Here is a 21852-nt window from a genome sequence, read left to right as displayed (position 1 = left end):
ATGCGGCGTCGCGTGATCGGAGCAGCGTATGCAGAACAATGGAATGGGGAACGACCTGGAGGCACGCCTGCGCAGGCTCGAGGACATCGAGGCCATTCGCCATCTCAAGGCGCGCTACTTCTTCTGCTGCGATCGCAAGGACGCCGACGGCATGCGCGATTGCTTCATCGACGGCCGCATGCTGATCGACTACGGAGCGCTCGGCAGCTTCGACAACGCGGACGCCGTCGTGCAGCTGTTCCGAGACATCGGCTGCCAGCCGCACATGGTCGAGATGCACCACGGCGCCAATCACCAGATCACGATCGAATCGGAAGCCGCGGCGAGCGGGCTCTGGAGCCTGCATTACTTCCTGATCGACACGAGCAGCGGCGGCATCACGCAGCTTGGCGGTTACTACGAGGATCGCTACGCCAAGGTCGACGGCCGCTGGAAGATGTCCGCGACGCGCTTCGTCGTGAGCTCCACGCTCGCGCTCGCGCAAAGCGCCGATACGCTCAAACCCCTGTTCGCCGGGCGCAGCGCCCCGGCTCCGCACTGAAGGCTTTCATCGATGAGTCTGCTCGACCATGTCTCGCCCTGGATGGACGAAGACCTCGCCCTGTTTCGCGACAACGTCGCCCGCTTCGTCGAGACCGAGATGGTTCCGCACGACGAGGCCTGGCGCAAGCAGAATCACGTCGGCACCGAGATCTGGCGCAAGGCCGGGGCGATGGGCCTGCTCTGCACCGACATTCCGGGCGAGTACGGTGGAGCGGGCGGCGATTTTCGCCACGAGGCGGTGATCTACGAGGAACTTTCGCGCCGCGGCATCAGCGGCTTCGGCAGCGCGGTGCACAGCATCTGCGCGCATTACATCCTCAATCACGGGACCGAGGCGCAGAAGCGCGAGTTCATTCCGAAGCTCGCGAGCGGAGAACTGATCGGCGCGATCGCGATGACCGAGCCTGGTGCCGGGTCCGACCTGCAGGGCATTCGCACGCGCGCGGTTCGCGACGGTGACGACTACATCGTCAACGGCTCGAAGATCTTCATCACCAACGGCTATCTCGCGGGACTGCTCGCGCTCGTCGTGCGCACCGACAGCGGCTCGCGCGGCCTGTCGATCCTGATCGTCGAGACCAAGGGCCTGAAGGGTTTTCGCGTCGGCCGCGTGCTCGACAAGATGGGCATGAAAGCCCAGGACACCGCCGAGCTGTTCTTCGAGGACGTGCGCGTTACGGCCGCGAACCTGCTCGGCGGAACCGAGGGCAGGGGATTCGCGCAGCTCATGAGCGACCTGCCGTACGAGCGAGCGATCGTGGCGCTCTGTGGCGTCGCGGCGATGGAAGGCGCGGTCGCGGCCACGCTCGCCTACGTGCGCGAGCGCAAGGCTTTCGGCAAGGCGATCGCCGAGTTCCAGCACACCAAGTTCAAGCTCGCCGAAGCCGTCACGGTGACACGCGTGGCGAGGACCTTCGTCGATCGCTGCGTGCAGGACGTGGTCGACGGCAGGCTCGATACGGCCACGGCCTCGATGGCGAAATACTGGGTCACGGACATGCAGCAGCAGGTCATCGACGACTGCGTGCAGCTGCACGGCGGATACGGCTACATGAACGAGTACCTGGTGACGCGGATGCTCGCCGATGCGCGCGTGCAACGCATCTACGGCGGCACCAACGAAATCATGAAGGAAGTCATCGGCCGGGCCTTGCTGGGCTGAAGCGCCCGTCGTGCAGACGGGCAGTTCAGCCGCGAACGAGATACAGGCGCAGCAGGGCGAGGCCGCAGGCCAGCGCGCTGCTCCAGCCGGATAGCGCGATGCGAAGCAGTCCGTTGCGCGGTACGAAGCCGACTCCGCGAACGATGCCGGCCGCCATCGCCCAGGCCGCAAGCGTCGCCGCGATGTGGTCGGGCTTGCCGGCCGCGTCGACCAGCGCGCGAGGATAGGCGGTGATGCCGAACATCAGCAGCAGGCCGAGCGCGAGCGAGGCCCAGGCCATGCCCGGCTGCGCCGGAGGCTGGCTCATGCGGGCGGCTCTTGTTCGGCGTCACGCCGGCTTTGTTCGTTCTCGCCCCACATGGCGTTGAGAATGGCCAGCAGCACCGCGAAGCCGACACCCAGAACCCAAGTCAGATACCACATGCCTGTCTCCTTGCCTGTCAGTAGGCGCTGTGCGTGTTGCGCTCGATACCGGCGGTGGTGACCTTTCCGCGCATCACCCGGTAAGCCCATGCCGTGTAGAACATGATCAGCGGCATGAAGATCAGAACCGCCACCAGCATGATGCCGAGCGTGAGCGGACTCGAGGTGCTGTCCCAGACGGTCAGGCTGTGTCCCGGATCGGATGAGGACGGCATCACGAACGGAAACATCGAGACGCCCGCGGTCCCGATCACGCCGGCGAGCATCACGCTCGACATGATGAAGGCCAGGCCGCTGCGACCGGCGCGCAGCAGCACGAGAGCGGCGATCGCGCCGACGTAGGCCGCCGTCGGAACGATCATCGTCAGCGGCATCGCACGGTAGTTCGCGAGCCAGGCGCCGGCCCGGCGTTCGACCGACTTCGTCAACGGATCGGCGAGCGCTGCGCCGTCGACGGCCGAGGTGATCGCGTAGCCGTCGATGTGCAGCAGCCACAGGCCCGCCGCGCTGAACGCGAGCAGCATCACCAGTGCGGAGCCGTAGGCGGCCAGGCGCGCGCGCGTGGCGATCGGGTCTTCGGTGCGGTGCGCAAGATAGATCGCGCCGTGCAGGACGATCATCGAGCTGCTGACCACGCCGCAGAGCACGGAGAACGGATTCAACAGCTGCCAGAACGAGCCGGTGTAGGTCGAGATCAGGTTTTCGTCGAAGTGGAACGGAACCCCGAGCAGCAGGTTGCCGAAGGCGACGCCGAAGATCACGGGCGGCACGGTCCCGCCGACGAAGAGTCCCCAGTCCCAGGCCGAGCGCCAGCGCGCGTCGTGGATCTTGCTGCGGTAGTCGAAGCCCACCGGACGCAGGAACAAGGCCCAGAGCACCGCGAGCATCGCCCAGTAGAAGCCGGAGAAGGCGGTCGCGTAGACCAGCGGCCAGGCCGCGAAGATCGCGCCGCCGCCGGTGATGAACCAGACTTGATTGCCGTCCCAGTGCGGCCCCACCGTGTTGATGACGACGCGGCGTTCGACGTCGCTGCGACCGACGAAGGGCAGCAGGCTGCCGACGCCCATGTCGTGTCCGTCCATGACGGCGAAGCCGATGAGCAGCACGCCGATCAGCAACCACCAGATGAGCTTCAGGGTTTCGTAGTCGAACATGGCGTGATCCTCAATGCGCGGCGGCGTGGATGGGCTCGTTGGCGTAGCGGCCGGTGCCGAGGCTGCCGGGGCCGAGCCGCGCGAAACGCTGCATCAGATAGAGCTCGACGATCAGCAGCGCCGTATAGAAGCCGACGAATCCGGCCAGCGATCCGTAGAGGTTCGAGACGCTGAGCGTGGACACCGACAGATGGGTCGGCAGCACGCCGTAGATCGTCCAGGGTTGGCGCCCGTACTCCGCGACGAACCAGCCGAGTTCGCAGGCGATCCACGGCAGCGGCAGCGACCACAGCGCCCACTTGAGCAGCCAGCGCCGTGTCTCGGATCGCGTGCGCAGCGTCGACAGCGCGGCCAGCGCGAACAGGGCCAGCATCAGGAAGCCGATGCCGACCATCGCGCGAAAGCCCCAGAACATCGGCGTGACGCGCGGAATCGTGTCGTTTACGGCGAGCTCGATCATCTGCGGCGTCACCTGCCCGAAGTCGGTGACGTACTTGCGCAGCAGCAGGCCGAATCCGAGGTCGGCCTTGTGGTGCTCGAACACGGCCCTGGCCTCGGCATCGCTGCGATTCGCCCGCAGCTTGCCCAGCGCCTTGGCGGCCTCGATGCCCGAGACGATGCGTTGGCGATTCTTCGCCTTGATCTCGAGGATGCCCGGAATCGGCTTGCTGACCGAGCGCGTGCCGATCAGCCCCATGACCCACGGAATCTCGATGGCCCAATCGTTCTTCTGCTCGGCCTCGTTGGGCCAGGCCACCAGACTGAACGAGGCGGGCGCTTTCTCGGTTTCCCACATCGACTCGATCGCCGCCATCTTGGTTTGCTGGGATTCGCCGACGGTGTAGCCCGACTCGTCGCCGAGCACGATGACCGAGCACACCGAGGCCAGGCCGAAGGCCGCGGCGACGCGGAAGCTGCGCTTGGCGAACTCGACGTCGCGGCCCTTGAGCAGATACCAGGCCGAGATCGACAGCACGAACATCGCGCCGGTGACGTAGCCGGCCGAGACGGTGTGGACGAACTTGGCCTGCGCCACCGGATTGAAGATCACCGACCAGAAATCGGTCAGTTCCATGCGCATGGTTTCGTAATTGAACTCGGCGCCGACCGGGTTCTGCATCCATCCGTTGGCGATCAGGATCCACAGGGCCGACAGATTCGTTCCGATCGCCATCAGGATCGTGACGAGCAGATGCTGCGGCTTCGACAGGCGATCCCAGCCGAAGAAGAACAGGCCGATGAAGGTCGACTCCAGGAAGAAGGCCATCAGTCCTTCGATCGCCAACGGCGCGCCGAAGATGTCGCCGACGTAGTGCGAGTAGTACGCCCAGTTGGTGCCGAACTGGAACTCGAGCGTGATGCCGGTGGTGACACCGAGCGCGAAGTTGATGCCGAACAGCTTGCCCCAGAAGCGCGTCATGTCCTTGTAGACGAGCTTGCCCGTCATGACGTAGACCGATTCCATGATGACCAGCAGCCAGACCATGCCGAGCGTCAGCGGCACGAACAGGAAGTGGTACATGGCGGTGGCGGCGAACTGCAGACGCGAGAGATCGACGAGTTGCTCACTGATCATGTGGGGATCCAGTTGAGAGGGACGTTGCGGGCGAGAGCTCGCCCAAGACACTGCTGCCGGCGGCGACGCTATCGACGTCGACTCGCCGGTGACTGACGAACAGCTGCCACAGCACGATGATCGCCAGCAGCTTGACCGCCAGGATCAATGCGATTTCCTTCCCCAGGGGCGGATGATGATTCGAGCTTGATGCGCCGCGCTGTTTCATCCGCGTCACGGAGTGGGGATCTTGCGGGGCTGATGGTGACGCCGCTGCAGGCCGACGTCCTTGATCCGCATCAATCCGGTCCGGCCATCATGGTGGCTCGCGGCGACACTCATCTCGATCTCCCTGGAGCACGCTCTTGCGGCATGCACGACCGATCGAATCAATGCCCGTGCCAGTCGCGCTCGGCCCGATGTGCCTAGCGCAATCAAAGCCTTGGCTCGCCGCTGAAACGCCGGGCCGCCAGATTGGCTGCCATGATCACTGCCGCGCGCCTGGCATGGCAGTGCGATGGCAGTGAGTCGCGCTACTCGAGGTCGTAGCGCTTGAGCCTGCGGTAGAGGGTGCGTTCGCTCAGTCCGAGGTGACGTGCGAGTTCCGCTCGGGTGCCCTCGAATACGGCGAGCGCATGCGTGAGCCGCGCTTTCTCCTTGCTCCGCCGCGTGCCGGCGGAATGCAAGGCCACCGGCTCGTCGCCGGCCACCTCGGCGGGAAGGTCGCGGATGCGAATGACGCCGTCGTCCGCGAACAGGCGGGCGCGTTCCAGGACGTTGCGCAACTCGCGCACGTTGCCTGGAAACGGGTAGCGCCGCAGCGCCTCCATCGCATCGTCGTCGAGGCGCAGCGGCGCGGTGTCGGCCATGCGCCGGAGCAGGCTCTCCGCCAGCAGCGGAATGTCTTCTGCGCGCTCTCGCAACGACGGCAGGTGAACCGGAAAGGCGTTGATGCGGTAGTAGAGGTCCTGCCGGAAGCTGCCGGCTTCGACCATCTGTTTGAGTGGTTTGTGAGTGGCCGCGACCAGGCGGAAATCGGCGCGCAGGGTTTCGATTCCACCGACGCGGCGAAAGGTTCCCGATTCGATCAGGCGCAGCAGCTTCACCTGCATGTTGAGCGGAACGTCGCCGATCTCGTCGAGAAACAGCGTGCCCCCATGCGCGGCTTCGGCCAGCCCGATCTTGCGTTGCAGCGCGCCGGTGAAAGCGCCGCGTTCGTGGCCGAACAGTTCGCTCTCGAAAAGCGATTCCGAAAGCCCGGTGCAGTCCACCACCACCAGCGGCCCGCGCGTGCGCGAACTCGCTTCGTGCAGCGCACGTGCGAACAGTTCCTTGCCGGTGCCGGACTCGCCTTGCAGCAAGACCGGGATCTGCGACGGCGCGGCGCGCAGCAATGCCGAGAGCGCGGCGTTGAACGAGGCCGCGCGCCCGACCAGCCCGGCTTCGCGCGGCTGCGCCGAGGCGCCTGCGACGCTCGTGAGCCGCTCGACGTAGGCGATCACCGAACCCGCATCGTCGAGAATCGGCCGCAGTTCGACATCGACGTGTTCCGGGCCTCTCGGCGTGTGGTGGATGTGCAGGACGCGGTCGGGCAGGCGCGTCTCGGCCGCGCGCTTCATCGGACAGCGCTCGCCCGCCTGGTCGCAGGGCACGCTGTACTGATGGGAAACGCGGAAGCACTTGCGTCCGCTGATCTGCTGGCGCGGCGTGGCGAACTGCCGCTGGTAGGCGGTGTTGGAGGCGAGGATGTTGTAGTCGATGTCGAGCACGATCATCGGCGTGGGCTCGTGCTCCAGGTAGGAGATCAGGGTCTTAACCGAGCTTTCTGCGGTCGACATGATCGGGTTTCCTCGGCGACGGGCCGGCTGGCGGCCGAGCCTAGCACTGCCTTCCGAAGCTGCCAAACAACTGCCATTGGCTGCCATCGCTGCCGCCGGACTGACTGCCAACTGCCTCGGCTTCGCCTGCGATGCGGCCGTCTTCGCATGTGGAACAAGGGCTTGCGAACCCGCCTGCGCTGGCACGGTGCGTGAGAACTGCAAGGCGTCGCTATTTCCGGCGGCTTACCAAGAGAGCGCGGCATGCGCACCACCAGCCAGCTCGTCGTCGAAGGGCATTTCGACCTAGCCACGTCGACCATCAGCTACATCGTCCTCGACCGCAGCACCCGCCAATGCGCGATCGTCGACAGCGTGCTCGACTACGACCCCAAGTCCGGCCGCACCAGCACCGGTTCGGCCGATGGGCTGATCAGCCGCGTCGCCGAACTGCATGCGACCGTGCAATGGCATCTCGAAACCCATGTCCATGCCGATCATCTTTCGGGCGCCCACTACCTGAAGGAACGGCTCGGTGGACGGATCGCCATCGGCGACCGGATTCGTACCGTGCAGGACATGTTCGGCAAGATCTTCAACGCCGACGCGCGATTCGCCCGCGATGGCCGCCAGTTCGATCAGCTGTTCCATGACGGCGACGAGTTCGCCATCGGGTCTTTGCAGGCGCGGGTGATGCATACGCCTGGACATACGCCGGCCTGCCTGACCTATGTGATCGGCGACGGTGCGGAAACGATCGCCTTTGTCGGCGACACGCTGTTCATGCCCGACTACGGCACCGCGCGCTGCGACTTTCCGGGCGGTGACGCGCGCACGCTGTATCGGTCGATCAACAAGGTGCTGAGCCTGCCGGCCGAAACCCGCCTCTACATGTGCCACGACTACCGGCCCAACGGACGGGAGCTGCGCTACGAAACCACCGTCGCCGAAGAGCGCGCGCACAACATCCACGTGAAGGACGGCATCAATGAAGACGCCTTCGTGGCGATGCGGACCGCGCGCGACGCGCAGCTCGAAATGCCAACGCTGATCCTGCCGTCGGTGCAGATCAACATGCGTGCCGGCGAGTTGCCCGAGCCCGAGGACAACGGGGTGAGCTACCTGAAGATTCCGCTCAACGCCCTTTGATGCGCCCGCAACCCGGAGCTTCCATGAAGATCGCTCGACTGACTTCCGCCTTGTCGGTCTCTCCGCAGGTCGGCCTGGCCGAGGTCGGGGACGTTGCCGCGCAAGGATTCAAGTCACTGATCTGCAACCGGCCGGACGGCGAGGGAGCCGATCAGCCGACGCACGAGGAGATCGCTGCCGCCGCATCGGCGCACGGCCTGCAGTTTCACTATCTGCCGATCGTATCGGGCCAGGTTTCCGACGCCGACGCGCAGGCTTTCGGTGAACTGCTCGCGAAGGTGCCGGCGCCGGCACTGGCCTACTGCCGAAGCGGAATGCGCTCCACCACGCTATGGGCTTTGTCATCGAAACACGCCGCGCCCGCGGCGGAACTGATCGATACCGCCCGGCGAGCGGGCTACGAGCTGTCCGCGCTGATGCCGCGCCTGATGGCTTCGAGCGCGCCGGCCATCGTCGGCGAACGCACCGATGCCGAGCACACGGTGGTGATCATCGGCGGGGGTGCCGCGGGTATCGCCGCCGCCGCGAGCCTGCTGGCGCGGGCGCCCGGGCTCGATATCGCCATCGTCGATCCGGCGGAGGCGCATTACTACCAGCCCGGCTGGACGCTGGTCGGAGCGGGTGTCTTCGAGCCTGAAAAGACCGTGCGCAACATGGCCGGGCTGATTCCCAAGGGCGTGCACTGGATCAAGGCGGCCGTCGCAGGATTCGAACCCGAGCAGGACGCGGTGATGCTGGAAGGCGGCCGCGTGGTGCGCTATCGCATGCTGATCGTGTGCCCGGGGCTGAAACTCGACTGGGCGGCGATTCCCGGGCTCGCCGAGACGCTCGGCAGGAACGGGGTCGTTTCGAATTACCGCTACGACCTCGCGCCCTGCACCTGGCAGCAGGTGCGACAGCTGCGCCGCGGGCGTGCCCTGTTCACCCAGCCGCCGATGCCGATCAAATGCGCGGGCGCGCCGCAAAAGGCGCTCTATCTCTCCTGCGATCACTGGCGACGCGCCGGACTGCAGGGGGAAGTCACCGCCGAGTTCTACAACGCCGGCGCGGTGCTGTTCGGAGTGGCGGACTACGTGCCGGCGCTGATGGAGTACGTACACCGCTATCAGGTGCAGCTGAACTTCGGGCACACGCTCACGGCGGTGGACGGGCCCAATCGCATCGCCAGCTTCAGCAGGCTGCTGCCTGGCGGCGACCGCGAAACGATTCAACGCTCGTTCGACCTGCTGCATGCGGTGCCGCCGCAGTGCGCGCCGGATTTCATCAAGGCGAGCCCGCTGGCCGATGCGGCGGGATGGGTGGATCTCGATCCGGGGACGCTGCGGCACCAGCGGTTCGCCAACGTGTTCGGGCTCGGCGACGCCGGCAACACCAGCAACGCCAAGACCGCCGCCGCCGCCCGCAAGCAGGCGCCGGTGGTGGCCCACAACGTCGTCGCGGCCTTGCGCGACGAGCCGCTGAGCGCGCGGTACGACGGCTACGGGTCCTGCCCCCTGACCGTCGAACGAGGCAAGATCGTGCTCGCCGAGTTCGCCTACGGCGGCCAGCTCAAGCCGAGTTTTCCGCGCTTTCTGATCGACGGTCGCAAGCCCTCGCGGCTCGCCTGGCTGCTCAAGGAGCGCATCCTGCCGCCCTTGTACTGGCAGGGCATGCTCAAGGGCCGTGAGTGGCTCGCCCAGCCCGAACTGGTCGGATAGCGGTGGACAGCTCCTTGCTGACGGTCGTGTTCGGTGCGCTGATCGGCCTGGCGCTCGCCTTGACGGGGGCCGGCGGCGGCATCCTGGCCATGCCGCTGCTGATGCTGGGTTTGCACCTGACGGTGGTGCAGGCCGCGCCGATCGCGCTGCTGGCGGTCGGAATCTCGGCGGCGCTGGGCGGCGCCATCGCCCTGCGCGAAAACAGACTGCGATACCGGGCGGCGGGGTTGATCGGTGCGGTCGGCATCTGCACGGCCCCACTGGGCGCCTGGATCGCGCACCGGATTCCCACGGCGCCGATGACGGTCATCTTCGCGCTGGTTCTGACTTACGTGGCGATCCGGATGATCAGGGACGCCCGCGCGGCGTCGCCGGTTCCGCCCGACCAGAAGCTGCCTTGCGTGCTCGACCCGGACCAGGGGCGGCTGCACTGGACCGCACCGTGCGCTCGCGCCCTGATGATGACCGGTGGACTTTCGGGCGTGCTGAGCGGAGCGCTCGGAGTCGGTGGCGGATTCGTGATCGTGCCATCGCTGGCGCGCTACACGAACCTGGACCAGGCCAGCGTGATCGGCACCTCGCTGGGCGTCATTGCATTGGTGTCCGCCGGAAGTGTCGCCGTGGCGGCGGGCGCGGGTTCGATGCTGTGGCCGGTCGCGGTTCCGTTTGCGCTCGGCTCACTCGCCGGAATGGTCGTCGGCAGCCGTCTGGCGGGGCGTCTCTCGGTGGTCACGCTGAAGCGGTCTTTCGGGGCCATCAGCCTGGTCGCGGCCGCCGTGATCGTCATCAGGATCGTCTGAACGAGCCTGCCGGCACGCGCGCTAGTCCACCGCGGGCGCGACTTCGAGCACGATTCCCGAAACCTCGCGCTCGATCCGAATCTGGCACGACAAGCGCGAGCCCTCGCGCAGCGGCACATACTCGGCGAGCGCTTCGAGCATCATCGACTCGTCCTCGCTCTTCGCCGGCAGACGAGCGCTCCACTCCGCGCTGACGTAGACGTGGCAGGTGCCGCAGGAACACGCGCCGCCGCAGGTTCCATCGACGCCCAGGCCCGAATCGCGCAAGGTCTCCATGAGCTGCGTGCCTTCGGCGGCCTCGAGAACCTGTTCGGTGCCGTCACGGCCTTTGACGCGGACTTCGGGCATGCGCAAAAAACTCCGGCGGGTAGGTGAATGAGTTGGACGCGACGCTGATAAAGGAAGCGCCCGTATCGCTGGAGGAGCAAACTCGCGATACGGGCGCAGCACTGCAAACTTGCAATCGGATGAGGATCAGATCTTCGACAGATCGCCGTCCGCGTAGAACTGCCTGAACCACTTGCGGTACTGCAGGATCGGGCCGTCGCCGTCGCAGAGCAGCGGGTTCGGGCGATACTTCTTGTTGTTCCAGACGATGAAGTCCACGCTCTCGAAGCCGGCGCTCTCTTCGCCCTCGGCCGCGCCGATCATGTGATCGACGAGCTTCTTGGCGATGGCCGCTTCACGCGTGCCGGCGCCGTAATCCTTGTGCCGGAAGCTCATGTTCATCTGTGAACGTTCGAGCGTGATCGGCTGCGTGTACGAAATCATCGTCGCGCTGACGCCTTCCTGGGTGAAGTGGAAGACGTTGAGGCCCGGGCCATAGCCCTTGCCGACGATGTAGCCGCCGGCCATGTCGATCTCGATGACGTGATCCTTGAAGTTGACGACCGCCGGCGGAATGCCGGCCGCGCCGTGCAGGAACTTCAGGTGTGCGAAATCGACGCCGTTCTCGGCCACTTCCTGGATCGCCGTGTGCACCGGCCAGCTGCCGCGACGGTCGCCCGTGTAGCCTTCGTCTTCGATCTCCGGAATGTGCGGAAGTTGCCAGCTCGGCGGTTCGCACTTGGGGTGATACCAGACCCAGATCATGCCGTACTTCTCGACCGCCGGCAGCGTGCGCAGGATCGCCTGCTTCTTGATGATCGGCGGCGCGACCTTGCCGTATGGAATCGCCTTGCACCAGCCTTCGGTGTTGTATTCCCAGTGATGGAACGGGCAGCGGATGTTTTCGCCGACCACCTTGCCGCCGTGGCCCAGATGCGCGCCAAGGTGCGGGCAATAAGGGTCGGTCATGCCGACCTGGCCGCTCTCGCTGCGGAACAGCACCCATTCCTGGCCGAGCATTTCGACGTTGCGAATCTCGCCCACCTTGAGCTGATCGGAGAAATCGACGAAGAACCAGCCGGTCGGAATCGGGAACGGGCAACGTTCCAGCGATTGCGATTCCAGCAGCATTTTGAGGTTCATCTCACCCATTGTTGTCTTCTCCTCCTGCGGCGATCTTCACGCGTGGGTCTGTCGGCTGGGCCGGCGTTTTGTAGGCTTGTGCGAGCTAGTGTGGTGCCTGGCGCAGGGCGCGTCTTAGTCCATTCAGAGGATGAACGGCATCAGGCGGCACGTGACTTGGCGTCCGGCTTGATGCCGCGCTCGCGGGCCATCGTGATCGCGGTGTCCTCGATCATGTCTTCCTGTCCGCCGACCATCTTGCGGCGTCCGAGTTCGAGCAGGATCTCGCGTGCCGACATGCCGTACTTCTGTTCGGCCCGGCGCGCGAACAGCAGGAAGCTCGAGTACACGCCCGCATAGCCGAGCGTGAGCGAATTGCGATCGATGCGGACCGGAAAATCGAGGATCGGCGTGACGAGGTCTTCGGCGACGTCGCTGACCTTGAACAAATCGACGCCGGTTTCGATGCCCATGCGATTGCAGACCGCGATGAAGACCTCCATCGGCGTGTTGCCGGCTCCGGCGCCCATGCCGCCGCAGGCGCAGTCGATGCGCCGTGCGCCGGCTTCGACCGCCGCGATCGAGTTGGCGACGCCCATCGACAGATTGTGGTGGCCATGAAAACCGATCTCGGTCTGCGGCTGCAGCTTGTCGCGCAACAGGCCGATCCGCGCCTTGACGTCCTCGGGCAGCATGTAGCCCGCGCTGTCGGTCACGTAGAGACAGTTGGCGCCATAGCTCTCCATGAGCTTGGCCTGTTCGAGCAACTGCTGTGGCTCGATCATGTGCGCCATCATCAGAAAGCCCACGGTATCGAGGCCCATCTTGCGGCCGAGCTGGATGTGCTGCTCGCTGACGTCGGCTTCGGTGCAATGGGTAGCGACACGGATCGTGGTGACGCCGCAATCGGCCGCCATGCGCAGGTGATCGACCGTGCCGATGCCTGGCAGCAGCAGCGCCGAAACCTTCGCGCGCTTCATGAGCGGAATCACCGCGCGCAGGTATTCCTCGTCGCTCGCAGCCGGAAAACCGTAGTTGACCGACGCTCCGCCGAGCCCGTCGCCGTGCGTGACCTCGATCAGCGGAACGCCCGCCGCATCGAGTCCCTGCGCGATCGCCTTCATCTGCTCGATGCTGATCTGGTGGCGCTTGGGATGCATGCCGTCACGCAGCGACATGTCGTGCGTGGTGACGCGGGTGCCTGCGAGTGTGCTCATGGTGTGGCTCCGGTCAGCGCTCAGGCCGCTTCGAGCTTGAAGCGCCCGGCCTGGATTTCCCTAGCGATCATCTCGGCCGTGCGCGTCGCGCTCGCGGTCATGATGTCGAGATTGCCCGCGTACTTCGGCAGGTAGTCGCCGAGGCCTTCGACCTCGATGTAAGTGGTGACCCGGTTGCCGTCGAACACCGGGCCGTTCTTGAGCCGGTAGCCCGGCACGTACTGCTGCACCTCGGCGACCATCGCGTGCACCGATTCCTCGATCTCGCGTTCGCGCGGGGCTTCGGTGGTCAGGCAGTGGATGGTGTCGCGCATGATCAGCGGCGGCTCGGCCGGGTTGATCACGATGATCGCCTTGCCCTCGTCGGCCCCGCCGACCTGGGCGACCGCGCCCGCGGTGGTGCGGGTGAACTCGTCGATGTTGCGGCGCGTGCCCGGACCGACCGACTTCGATGCGACGGTCGCGACGATCTCGGCGTAGCGCACCTTCTGCACGCGCGAGACCGCATAGACCATCGGAATCGTCGCCTGGCCGCCGCAGGTCACCATGTTGACGTTCATCGCCCGGCGTTCGGTGTTCTGCGCGAGGTTCACCGGCGGCACGCAATACGGGCCGATCGCGGCCGGCGTCAGGTCGATCATCATCACGCCGAGGCGCGTGAGCTTGTCCGAGTTGTCCTTGTGCACGTAGGCGCTCGTCGCGTCGAAGGCGATCTGCACGCCATCGGCGGCCACGTGCGGCAGCAGGCCGTCGACGCCCTGGTCGGTGGTCTTGATGCCGAGCTCGCGCGCACGCGCAAGGCCTTCGGATGCCGGATCGACGCCGACCATCCAGACCGGCTCGAGCACCGGCGAGCGGCGCAGCTTGTAGAGCAGATCGGTGCCGATGTTGCCCGGACCGATGATTGCGCATTTGATCTTTTGCATGGAGCGTCCCGATGAAAGCGGTTATTCGGTAAAGCCGATCGACGCCGAGCCGATGCCTTGCAGCTGCATGTCGAAGCGATCGCCCGCCGACGCGGGCAGCAGCGGAGCGAGCGAGCCCGACAGGATGATTTCGCCGGCCTTGAACGGAATGCCGTAGCGCCCGAGCGTATTCGCGAGCCAGGCGACGGCGGCGGCCGGATGACCTTGCACGGCCGAGCCGATGCCTGACGCGGCATGCTCGCCGTTCTTCTGGATCTGCATCGTCACCGCCGCCAGATCGAGCGAGCGCGGCAAGACGCGATCACGGCCGAGCACGAAGACGCCGCAACTTGCGTTGTCGGCCACGGTGTCCTCGATGCGGATCTGCCAGTCGCGAATGCGCGAGTCGACGATCTCGAAGCAGGCGCAGACGTAGTCGGTGGCGGCGATCACGTCGGCCTCGGTGACGCCGGGGCCCTGCAGATCGCGCGAGAGCACGAAGGCGATCTCGCCTTCGGCACGCGGCTGGATCAGCTTCGCCTTCGACAGGCTCACGCTGCTGCCGTCCGCGAGTTGCATGACGTCGAGCAGAAAGCCGAAGTCGGGCTGGTGCACGCCGAGCATGTCCTGGACGGGCTTGCTCGTGACGCCGATCTTCTTGCCGATCACGCGCTCGCCCGCCGCGATGCGCCGGTCGAGAAAGTGCAGCGAGATGCGATAGGCGTCGTCGATGTCGATGCCGTCGACGCGCCCGCTCAAGGGCGCCAGCGTGCGGCGTGAGCGCAGCGCGTCGAAGAGCTCGTCGCCGAGCTCGCGCTGGCGTTCGGTGCTCAGCGACATGCGCGCGTCTCCGCGATGGGTGTCTCGACCTCAACCATGGCGCAGGAAATCGAGCACCGTGCGATTGAACAGCTCGCGATGCTCGATCATGACCCAGTGGCCGCAGTTCGGAACCAGCACCATGCGCCCGTTGCGCAGGCCCTTGGCGAGCCTCAGGATTCCGCTGTCCGGCATCATGTTCTCGTTGAGCCCCCACAGCGTGAGCGCGGGGCAGGCGATCTCGGGCAGGCGCTCGGTGAGGTTCGGAACCTTCATGGTCTTGATGACCTGCGGGTTCTGCAGCTTCATGAGCTCGCGGCGCTCGCGCACGAGTTCGTCGGTGACCACCGATGCATCGACGACGAAGGCCTTGGCGAAGAACTCCTTCATCATCGCCTCGCTCGGAAGCTCGGGGCTGCCGAACAGCTTGAACATCGCGGCCATGCCGGGCATGGCGAGATAGTCGGGCAGGTCGTTGAGCCCGCCCGGCGCCATCAGCACGAGGCGCTGCACGAGCTGAGGCTGGGCGAGCGCGAGTCCGAGCGCGATCGCACCGCCGAGCGAATTGCCGACCAGCGTGCAGCGCGGGATGCCGAGCGCTGCGAGCGTCTGCTGCACGCATTCGACGAAGAAATCGAGCGTGTACTGCGCCTCGGTCGGCTTGTCGGAGTAACCGTAGCCGATCAGATCCGGAACGATGCAGCGATAGCCGGCCTCGACGAGCGCGGGCCAGTTGCCCTTGAAATTGCTGTAGCCGCAGGCGCCATTGCCCGAGCCGTGCAGGAATACGACGACTTCGCCGTCACCGTCGTCGTGATAGTGGATGCGATGCCCGTTGCGCAGCTGCGCATAGCGGCCTTCCGGCACGGGCTTGACGGCGGGAGCGGAGTCTTGGGGCATGACGAAGCACAGTCGATGAGGCTTTCGCATCGTCTGCGTCCGCCGAGGGACTGGCTTCGTCTCTTTGGACTACGGAAGCACCGCGGCGATGGCCTAGCATCGCGCTGTCTTGAATCCGCTTCCGGAGTCAGCGCATGCCGCAACCGCCCGTCGTTCTCGTCACCGGTGGCGCCAAGGGCGTCGGACGCGGTATCAGCGAGCGTTTCCTGGCTGCGGGCGCGACCGTGATCGCCTGCGGTCGCGAGCGGCCCGAATCGCTGCCGCAAGCTGGAGAACGCAGGGCCGAATTCATCACTGCCGACCTGCGTGACGAGCAGGCCCGCGTCGCGCTGCTCGCAGAACTGATCGAGCGCCACGGCCGGCTCGACGTGCTCGTCAACAATGCCGGTGGTTCGCCTTTCGCGATGGCCGACCAGGCTTCGCCGCGCTTCCACGACAAGATCCTGCAGCTCAACCTGCTGGCTCCGTTTCATCTGGCCCAGCTCGCGAATGCACAGATGCAGAAGCAGGGCAGTGGCGCGATCGTCTTCATCGCCAGCGTCAGCGGCCTGCGTCCGTCGCCCGGAACCGCCGCCTACGGCGCCGCCAAGGCCGCGGTGCTGAGCCTCGTGCAATCGCTCGCGATCGAGTGGGCACCGAAGGTGCGCGTCGTCGCCGTCACGCCGGGCCCGGTGCTGACCGAACAGGCCGATCTGCATTACGGCGACGCGAGCGGCGTCGCGGCGGTGGCTGCGACGATTCCGCTGCAAAGACTCGCTCAGCCGAACGACATCGGCGACGCCTGCGTCTGGCTCGCATCGCCGGCCGCGTCTTATGTAAGCGGCAGCAATCTGCTGCTGCATGGTGGAGGCGAGCGCCCTGCATTCCTGGCGGCCGCGACCGTCAATCACGACGCCGGTGGAGGCCGGAAACCATGACGATGAAAGCTTTTGGAAAGGGAGCCGCGATCGTTTTCGGCGGCAGCGGTGGCATCGGCCAGCACGTCGTGCGCAGTCTCGCCGAGGCCGGCAGCGACGTCGCGATCGTCTATCGCCGCAAGCGCGAGCTCGCCGAAACGCTCGCCGCCGATATCGCCAAAGGCGGACGCAAGGCTAGCGCCCATGCGGCCGACCTGACCGATGCGAGCAGCGTCGTCGCGGCCGTCGAGCAGGCGATCGCGAAGCACGGCCGCCTCCATACCGTCGTGTTCGCCGCGGGCCCGGTCGTCGAGCAGGTTCCTATCGCGGAGACCACGCAGGCGCTCTGGCGGCAGTCGATCGACATCGAAGTGCACGGCTTCTTCAACGTCGTGCAGGCCACGCTGCCGAAGCTGCGTGAAAGCGGCGGAAGCTACGTGCATCTGGGCTCCGCGGGCCACGTCTGGTTTCCACCGCGCGATGGTCTGTCGGTGGTACCAAAGGCCGCCAACGAAGCGCTCGTCAAGGGGATCGCGAAAGAAGAAGGGCGCCACGGCGTGCGCGCCAATTCCGTACTCGTCGGCGTCATCGAGGCCGGCATGTTCAAGGAGCTCACCGAGCGTGGCGTGTTCGGTCAGGAGTGGATCGACGAGACGCAGAAGCTGCTCGCGATCAAGCGCTGGGGTCAGCCCGAGGAGATCGGCCATGCGGTCGTGTTTCTCGCCACCAACGGCTACGTGACCGGCCAGCAGATCAACGTCTCGGGCGGCTTCGGGGTTTGAGCGTGCTGCATCGCGCGCTCCTGCGAATGGACGAAGCCGCTGCGCGCCCCGCGCAACATGCTCGGCGCACACCTTCATGAGCAGGAGACCGACGATGCCGCTGCCGCTGGAAGACCTCGAGCTGATCCGCAAACTCAAGTACCGCTATTGCCGCTGCATCGACACCGCCAACTTCGACGAGCTGCAGGCTTTGTTCGTCGAGGACGCGAGCGTCTGCTATGTGGGCGGCACCTATCGCTTCGAAGCGCAGGGCCGCGATTCGATCCTCGATGCCCTGCGCTACGCCTTTCATGCGGACGCGATCGCGCTGCATCACGTCAACCATCCGGAGATCGACTTCGTCTCGGACACCGAAGCCACCGGCGTCTGGTATCTGAAAGACTGGTTTCTCGACCTGCGCAACAAGATCATCACCGACGGCAGCGCGCTGTATCGTGACACCTATGTGAAGCGCGACGGCGAATGGCTGATCAAGCGCGCGACCTACGAGCGCATCTACGAGATCGTCACGCCGTTCGAGCAGGCACCGAACATCACCGCGCATTGGCTGGCGAGGAGTGGGAAGAAGCTGGGGTGAGTTGCGATTCTGCGATGCTGCTCTGAGCACCGCTGCGATGCAGTTTCCCTCTCCCGCTTGCGGGAGAGGGTGGTCCGAAGGACCGGGAGAGGGGAGAGTCGGAGCATGCGCACACTTTCCGAACGAACCCTCTCTCCCCCGCTGCGCGGAGACTCTCTCCCGCAAGCGGGAGAGAGGAACGGCAGCTTGTGCTGCGGAAGTACCTGTTTATCGAATCACCGCCGATAGGATGCACGCCTTGCTGGTCCCCTCTCCCGCTTGCGGGAGAGGGTGGTCCGAAGGACCGGGAGAGGGGAAGGTCGGAGCATGCACGCACTTTCCGAACGAACCCTCGGAGTACAGCGACTCTTTGCAGTCCCCTCTCCCGCGTGCGGGAGAGGGGCTTTTCCCGACGATCAACTGACCGAAATCACGCTGTTGAGCAACAGCCGCACCAGCATCGTCTGCCGCGTAACGCCGGTCTTGCAGAAGATCGAGCGCAGATGCGTACGCGCCGTATTGCGGCGTACATCCATCTTCTCGGCGGCTTCGTCGAGCGTGAAGCCTTCGGCGAGCAGCATCGCGAGCGAAGCTTCCATGCGCGTGAGCCCGAACAGCTTGCGCAGCAGCTCGTTCGACGGTTGCGCCGCATTCGATTCGGGATCGCGCAGGAACACCGCGACGGCCGGCCGCTGCTTGCTTTCGGACCATTGGCCGAGCGGAATCGGACGCACGAGCACGCCGAGCTTGGCGCGGCCCGAAGGACGCGAAACCGACATCGCCTCGACGATGACGGGTCCGCCATTGCCGGCCGAGCACGGACCCGTCAGGGCGTGACGGATCATGCTCTGCAGCTCGCGGCTCTCGGTGCTCGAATCGACGCCGAGCGCATTGCCGAACAGGCGAATGCCGTCCTTCTCCGCGAGGATGCGCTTGGCTTCCTGGTTGGTTTCGATGATGGTGCCGTTCTGGTCGAAGATGACCATGCCGAGCAGCATGCGATTGACCGCACCGGCGAACAGCTGGCGCTCGCATTCGAGGAAATCGATGCGCGTGTGCAGTTGGATCGAGCGCTTCAGGTGCGGCAGCAGAGTGCGGCACAACGTCTTGTCCTGCGCCGAGAATTCGGGGGCTCCATGCGGCCGCGTCACTCGCAGGCGACATTCCACACCATCGCCGGAGATGTCGGCTCCGAGCAGATGGCGCACGTCGATCGAGCGCATGTACTCCTTGTAGATCGGGCTTTCGAGCCACTGGCGGCCGATCAGCTCCTCGGCGGTGACCACTTCGCCTTCTTTGAGACGTACGAACGGATCGAGCGCGAAGAAGCGGTTGGAGTACGACTCCAGGCCTTCCATCGTGGTCTTGCCGGTGTTGATCATGATGCCCGCGCTGTCGCTCGTCGGCGGGCGCAGGATCAGGGTCACGTGTCCGGCACGCAGGGCTTCGCGCATGAGCTGCAGCGCGGATTGCCAGGGCGGGGACTCCATCGGTCCCTCGTAGATCGCGCCGATGAGCCGATCGAGCGGAACGATTTCCGCAGGTTCGGACTCGTCGTCGCGTGCGACGAAACGCGATCTGATCGAGGTGACGACCGGCCGCTCGGTGACCGGGCGTTCAATTACATCGAGTGCATCGAATTTTGCTGACATGCGTCTGGATCTCCTCCACCCACGTCTTGTCGTGACTCCGTTCGCCCCTGGGGGGCCTGTGCGATGGTTCGGAACGGATTGACCCCTTGCACACACATCCATGGCGGCCGGGGGTGTCGAAGTATAGGCACAGGTTTTCAGCGATCGGCAAAAACTCGTCCGTTCGGATGAATTGCCGAAATTACCTATTTGGGACAGTAGTTTATCGCGGAGAAGTCAGAGGATTCGTACGGTAATCGCTCGGACAGAGTTAATTTTTTTATTGCACTTCCCAAATTCGAAAACAGGGCAAACCGAATGGTCGACGAAAAACAGATGAAGAAAGTGCTGCAAAGCTACATCGACGGCTTCAACCACGGCGACGCCGAGGCCATCATCGATCTGTATGCGGACGACGCGACGGTCGAAGACCCGGTCGGCAAGCCGCCGATGCAGGGCAAGCCGGCGATCGCCAAGTTCTACCGGAACTCGATCAAGACCGGAGCCAAGCTCGCGCTCGCGGCCCCGATCCGGGCCTCGCAGGGGCAGGAAGCCGCGATGGCCTTCGACGTGCAACTCGAGATGCCGCAGGGGCCGGCGCTGATTCGCGTGATCGACGTGATGCGCTTCGACGCCGAAGGCAAGATCGCCTCGATGCGCGCGTTCTGGGGCTTGAGCGACATGCAGATGGGCTGAAGCCTCAGCTCGCGTTCTCGCAAGCACTCAGCAGGTCCAGCTTCGGGTCATGCGCTTTCGATCGCACCGAGAACAGGCCCATGAGCGTGTGGAACGCGGCGTCGTGGGATGTCGGCTGCGCGGTGGCCTGTGCGAGGCAGCGGGTATCCAGCTTCAGTCGTGAAGATGTCTGCGAAGAAAGCCACAGGAACATCGGCACGTGCGTCTGCTGATCGGGCGCCAGTCGATACGGGATGCCGTGCAGATAGAGGCCCGCCTCTCCGAGGCTTTCTCCATGATCCGAAACGTAGAGCACGACCGAGTCGGTGGAAGCCGATCGCGCGTCGAGCTGCCCGATCAGATCCGAAAGCACCGAATCGGTGTAGACGATGGAGTTGTCGTAGGCGTTGACGACCTCGCTCAACGAGCAGCGTTGTACGCTCTCGTCGCGGCAATCGGGCGTGAAGCGGCGCGCACTGTCCGGGTATCGCTTGAAGTAGGCGGGGCCATGGCTGCCCTTCATGTGCAGGACCAGCAGCATCGACTCGTCGGTGTCGAGCTTCACGTTTCCGAGATCGCTCAGCAGCGCCCCGTCGAAGCACTGGCCTTGCGAGCAGAATTGCGGATCGTTCTTCTGGCCGACCGACATCGAGCCGACGCGACTGCAGACGCCCTGACAGCCGGAGTCGTTGTCCCACCAGGCGACACGGACGCCGAGACGCTGCAGCACGTCCAGGACGTTCTCCTGTTCGGCCGCACGCCGCGGCGAGAAGCGTCTCTGCCCGAGATTGGAGAACATGCAGGGCACGGATTCAGCGGTCGCGGTACCGCAGGAACGGACGGCGGAAAAGTTGAACAGGTCGTGTCGTGCCGACAGCCCGGGATTGGTGGCGCGTCCATAACCGTCGAGCTGGAAATTCTGTGCCCGGGCCGTTTCGCCGACGACCATGACCACGAGCAACGGACGGACGCCCACGGTCGCGGCGCGGGTCGCATCGCTGGCGATGCGCAGCAGCGGGGCGGCATGGTGTTCGCGATACTGGTGCCGAAGATACGAGTACGCCGAGTTGATCGGCGAGACCGGGTTGATCAGCACCGCCACGGACCGGTTTTCCCGGCCCCAGAACGAGAGTTCGTTGTACTGCAGCCCGATCACGGCGGCCTGGACCGTGAGCACGAGCATCAGCAGCGCGGCCCGGGTCCGGAACTCTTTCCAGAAGCCATTCCGGCGCAGCTGCAGCTTCCAGACGATCGTGGCGGGAAGCAGCCCGAACACCGTCACATGGGTCCAGAACGCCCCGCCCATGAGGTCGGAGGCCTCGGCAAAGTCGGTGTGCGCCACGTTCATGATCATCGACTTGTCGATGAGCGTGCCGAAGCTGTCCATGAAGTAACTGCAGACCGCGGCGGTCACCAGCAGGACGCAGGCCGCGGGCTTCTGCACCGGCTTCCAGCTCAGCGCGATCATGGCCAGCATCAGGGCATCGAACGTGGTGATCAGAGCCGACAAGGCGATGCGCCACTCCTGCAAGCCGAACGGCTTCGGCAGCGAGCCGACGACCGCTTTGGCGAGCGACTGGTTCTGCGTGAGCAGCAGGTAGGCCACCACCAGCAGCATCAGCGTGGTCGGCGTCACCGTGATTCGCGACAGCCGATCGAGCCGGTCCCGCCACGCCACCCGTGTGCCGCCAGCCGCTTCGACATCATGGTTCATCGCGCCAT

Annotated in this window: 23 protein-coding genes; 9 read left to right on the top strand and 14 right to left on the bottom strand. The window is 65.3% G+C overall.

From position 1 onward, the window contains the following. The first annotated feature begins 28 nt into the window (after positions 1 to 28). Positions 29 to 541, top strand: a complete 513-nt coding sequence (locus AC3WUM_RS20405) for a nuclear transport factor 2 family protein (protein ID WP_492412612.1) — start codon at positions 29 to 31, stop codon at positions 539 to 541. Between the two features lie 12 nt (positions 542 to 553). Continuing rightward, positions 554 to 1705: an acyl-CoA dehydrogenase family protein gene (locus AC3WUM_RS20400; protein WP_492412610.1), complete on the top strand. Its 1152-nt coding sequence runs from the start codon at positions 554 to 556 to the stop codon at positions 1703 to 1705. Positions 1706 to 1730: 25 nt separating this feature from the next. On the opposite strand, the gene AC3WUM_RS20395 is transcribed toward AC3WUM_RS20400, so the two are convergent. The 6 genes from AC3WUM_RS20395 to AC3WUM_RS20370 form a co-directional block, all read right to left on the bottom strand. Continuing rightward, positions 1731 to 2012 carry a cyd operon YbgE family protein gene (locus AC3WUM_RS20395; protein ID WP_374680103.1) on the bottom strand — a complete coding sequence of 94 codons (282 nt, stop codon included), beginning with the start codon at positions 2010 to 2012 and terminating at the stop codon, positions 1731 to 1733. Then, on the bottom strand, positions 2009 to 2128 hold the full coding sequence (gene cydX / locus AC3WUM_RS20390) for a cytochrome bd-I oxidase subunit CydX (protein ID WP_007187247.1): 120 nt from the start codon (positions 2126 to 2128) through the stop codon (positions 2009 to 2011). The genes AC3WUM_RS20395 and cydX overlap by 4 nt, the downstream gene beginning before the upstream one ends. Positions 2129 to 2145: 17 nt before the next feature. Beyond that, positions 2146 to 3282 (bottom strand): cytochrome d ubiquinol oxidase subunit II, encoded by a 1137-nt coding sequence (gene cydB / locus AC3WUM_RS20385; RefSeq protein ID WP_492412607.1) that lies wholly within the window; start codon positions 3280 to 3282, stop codon positions 2146 to 2148. 10 nt (positions 3283 to 3292) lie between these two features. Continuing rightward, entirely contained in the window at positions 3293 to 4858 is a 1566-nt protein-coding gene (locus AC3WUM_RS20380) for a cytochrome ubiquinol oxidase subunit I (RefSeq protein WP_492412605.1), read from the bottom strand. Then, positions 4848 to 5066: a cytochrome oxidase putative small subunit CydP gene (gene cydP, locus AC3WUM_RS20375; RefSeq protein ID WP_492412603.1), complete on the bottom strand. Its 219-nt coding sequence runs from the start codon at positions 5064 to 5066 to the stop codon at positions 4848 to 4850. The genes AC3WUM_RS20380 and cydP overlap by 11 nt, the downstream gene beginning before the upstream one ends. A 304-nt stretch (positions 5067 to 5370) precedes the next feature. Continuing rightward, positions 5371 to 6675, bottom strand: coding sequence for a sigma-54 interaction domain-containing protein (locus AC3WUM_RS20370; protein ID WP_492412601.1), 1305 nt, complete (start codon positions 6673 to 6675; stop codon positions 5371 to 5373). A gap of 243 nt (positions 6676 to 6918) precedes the next feature. On the opposite strand from AC3WUM_RS20370, the gene AC3WUM_RS20365 reads away from it, so the two are divergent. Genes AC3WUM_RS20365 through AC3WUM_RS20355 form a run of 3 tightly spaced genes read left to right on the top strand, consistent with a single transcriptional unit; the run spans position 6919 to position 10300 of the window. After that, positions 6919 to 7803 (top strand): MBL fold metallo-hydrolase, encoded by an 885-nt coding sequence (locus AC3WUM_RS20365; RefSeq protein WP_492412599.1) that lies wholly within the window; start codon positions 6919 to 6921, stop codon positions 7801 to 7803. A 23-nt stretch (positions 7804 to 7826) separates the two neighbouring features. After that, entirely contained in the window at positions 7827 to 9500 is a 1674-nt protein-coding gene (locus AC3WUM_RS20360; protein WP_492412597.1) for a bifunctional protein tyrosine phosphatase family protein/NAD(P)/FAD-dependent oxidoreductase, read from the top strand. A gap of 2 nt (positions 9501 to 9502) precedes the next feature. Next, positions 9503 to 10300, top strand: a complete 798-nt coding sequence (locus AC3WUM_RS20355; RefSeq protein WP_492412595.1) for a sulfite exporter TauE/SafE family protein — start codon at positions 9503 to 9505, stop codon at positions 10298 to 10300. 21 nt (positions 10301 to 10321) lie between these two features. On the opposite strand, the gene AC3WUM_RS20350 is transcribed toward AC3WUM_RS20355, so the two are convergent. The 6 genes from AC3WUM_RS20350 to AC3WUM_RS20325 form a co-directional block, all read right to left on the bottom strand. Continuing rightward, positions 10322 to 10648, bottom strand: coding sequence for a 2Fe-2S iron-sulfur cluster-binding protein (locus tag AC3WUM_RS20350; protein ID WP_492412593.1), 327 nt, complete (start codon positions 10646 to 10648; stop codon positions 10322 to 10324). Between the two features lie 126 nt (positions 10649 to 10774). Then, entirely contained in the window at positions 10775 to 11779 is a 1005-nt protein-coding gene (locus tag AC3WUM_RS20345; RefSeq protein ID WP_492412591.1) for a Rieske 2Fe-2S domain-containing protein, read from the bottom strand. 131 nt (positions 11780 to 11910) lie between these two features. Further along, complete coding sequence (gene dmpG, locus AC3WUM_RS20340; RefSeq protein ID WP_492412589.1) at positions 11911 to 12966, bottom strand: 4-hydroxy-2-oxovalerate aldolase; 1056 nt, start codon at positions 12964 to 12966, stop codon at positions 11911 to 11913. A gap of 20 nt (positions 12967 to 12986) precedes the next feature. Further along, positions 12987 to 13892 carry an acetaldehyde dehydrogenase (acetylating) gene (locus AC3WUM_RS20335; RefSeq protein WP_492412587.1) on the bottom strand — a complete coding sequence of 302 codons (906 nt, stop codon included), beginning with the start codon at positions 13890 to 13892 and terminating at the stop codon, positions 12987 to 12989. A 21-nt stretch (positions 13893 to 13913) separates the two neighbouring features. After that, a complete protein-coding gene (locus AC3WUM_RS20330) occupies positions 13914 to 14711 on the bottom strand; it encodes a fumarylacetoacetate hydrolase family protein (protein ID WP_492412585.1) in 798 nt (265 codons plus the stop codon). 30 nt (positions 14712 to 14741) lie between these two features. Next, the gene (locus tag AC3WUM_RS20325; protein ID WP_492412583.1) at positions 14742 to 15590 is read right to left on the bottom strand and encodes an alpha/beta fold hydrolase; all 849 of its coding nucleotides are present in this window, start codon (positions 15588 to 15590) and stop codon (positions 14742 to 14744) included. A 134-nt stretch (positions 15591 to 15724) separates the two neighbouring features. Here AC3WUM_RS20325 and AC3WUM_RS20320 point away from each other — a divergent pair, with 134 nt between their 5' ends. From AC3WUM_RS20320 to AC3WUM_RS20310, 3 genes are all read left to right on the top strand, one after another. Continuing rightward, the gene (locus AC3WUM_RS20320; RefSeq protein WP_492412581.1) at positions 15725 to 16507 is read left to right on the top strand and encodes an SDR family oxidoreductase; all 783 of its coding nucleotides are present in this window, start codon (positions 15725 to 15727) and stop codon (positions 16505 to 16507) included. Beyond that, positions 16504 to 17268: an SDR family NAD(P)-dependent oxidoreductase gene (locus AC3WUM_RS20315; RefSeq protein WP_492412579.1), complete on the top strand. Its 765-nt coding sequence runs from the start codon at positions 16504 to 16506 to the stop codon at positions 17266 to 17268. The genes AC3WUM_RS20320 and AC3WUM_RS20315 overlap by 4 nt, the downstream gene beginning before the upstream one ends. Positions 17269 to 17362: 94 nt before the next feature. Continuing rightward, complete coding sequence (locus AC3WUM_RS20310; RefSeq protein WP_492412577.1) at positions 17363 to 17845, top strand: nuclear transport factor 2 family protein; 483 nt, start codon at positions 17363 to 17365, stop codon at positions 17843 to 17845. Between the two features lie 395 nt (positions 17846 to 18240). Here the strand turns inward: AC3WUM_RS20310 and AC3WUM_RS20305 are convergent, their stop codons facing one another. Further along, positions 18241 to 19476 carry a helix-turn-helix transcriptional regulator gene (locus AC3WUM_RS20305; RefSeq protein ID WP_492412575.1) on the bottom strand — a complete coding sequence of 412 codons (1236 nt, stop codon included), beginning with the start codon at positions 19474 to 19476 and terminating at the stop codon, positions 18241 to 18243. Between the two features lie 297 nt (positions 19477 to 19773). Between AC3WUM_RS20305 and AC3WUM_RS20300 the strand changes: the two genes are divergently transcribed. After that, positions 19774 to 20151 (top strand): steroid Delta-isomerase, encoded by a 378-nt coding sequence (locus AC3WUM_RS20300; RefSeq protein WP_492412573.1) that lies wholly within the window; start codon positions 19774 to 19776, stop codon positions 20149 to 20151. 4 nt (positions 20152 to 20155) lie between these two features. Here AC3WUM_RS20300 and AC3WUM_RS20295 read toward each other — a convergent pair whose 3' ends face one another. Beyond that, positions 20156 to 21844, bottom strand: coding sequence for a phosphoethanolamine transferase (locus tag AC3WUM_RS20295; protein ID WP_492412571.1), 1689 nt, complete (start codon positions 21842 to 21844; stop codon positions 20156 to 20158). Between the last annotated feature and the right edge of the window lie 8 nt (positions 21845 to 21852).

It is taken from the genome of Hydrocarboniphaga sp. FW305-C-57 (genome assembly GCF_058783045.1).
This window is presented reverse-complemented; position numbering and strand designations above follow the sequence as displayed.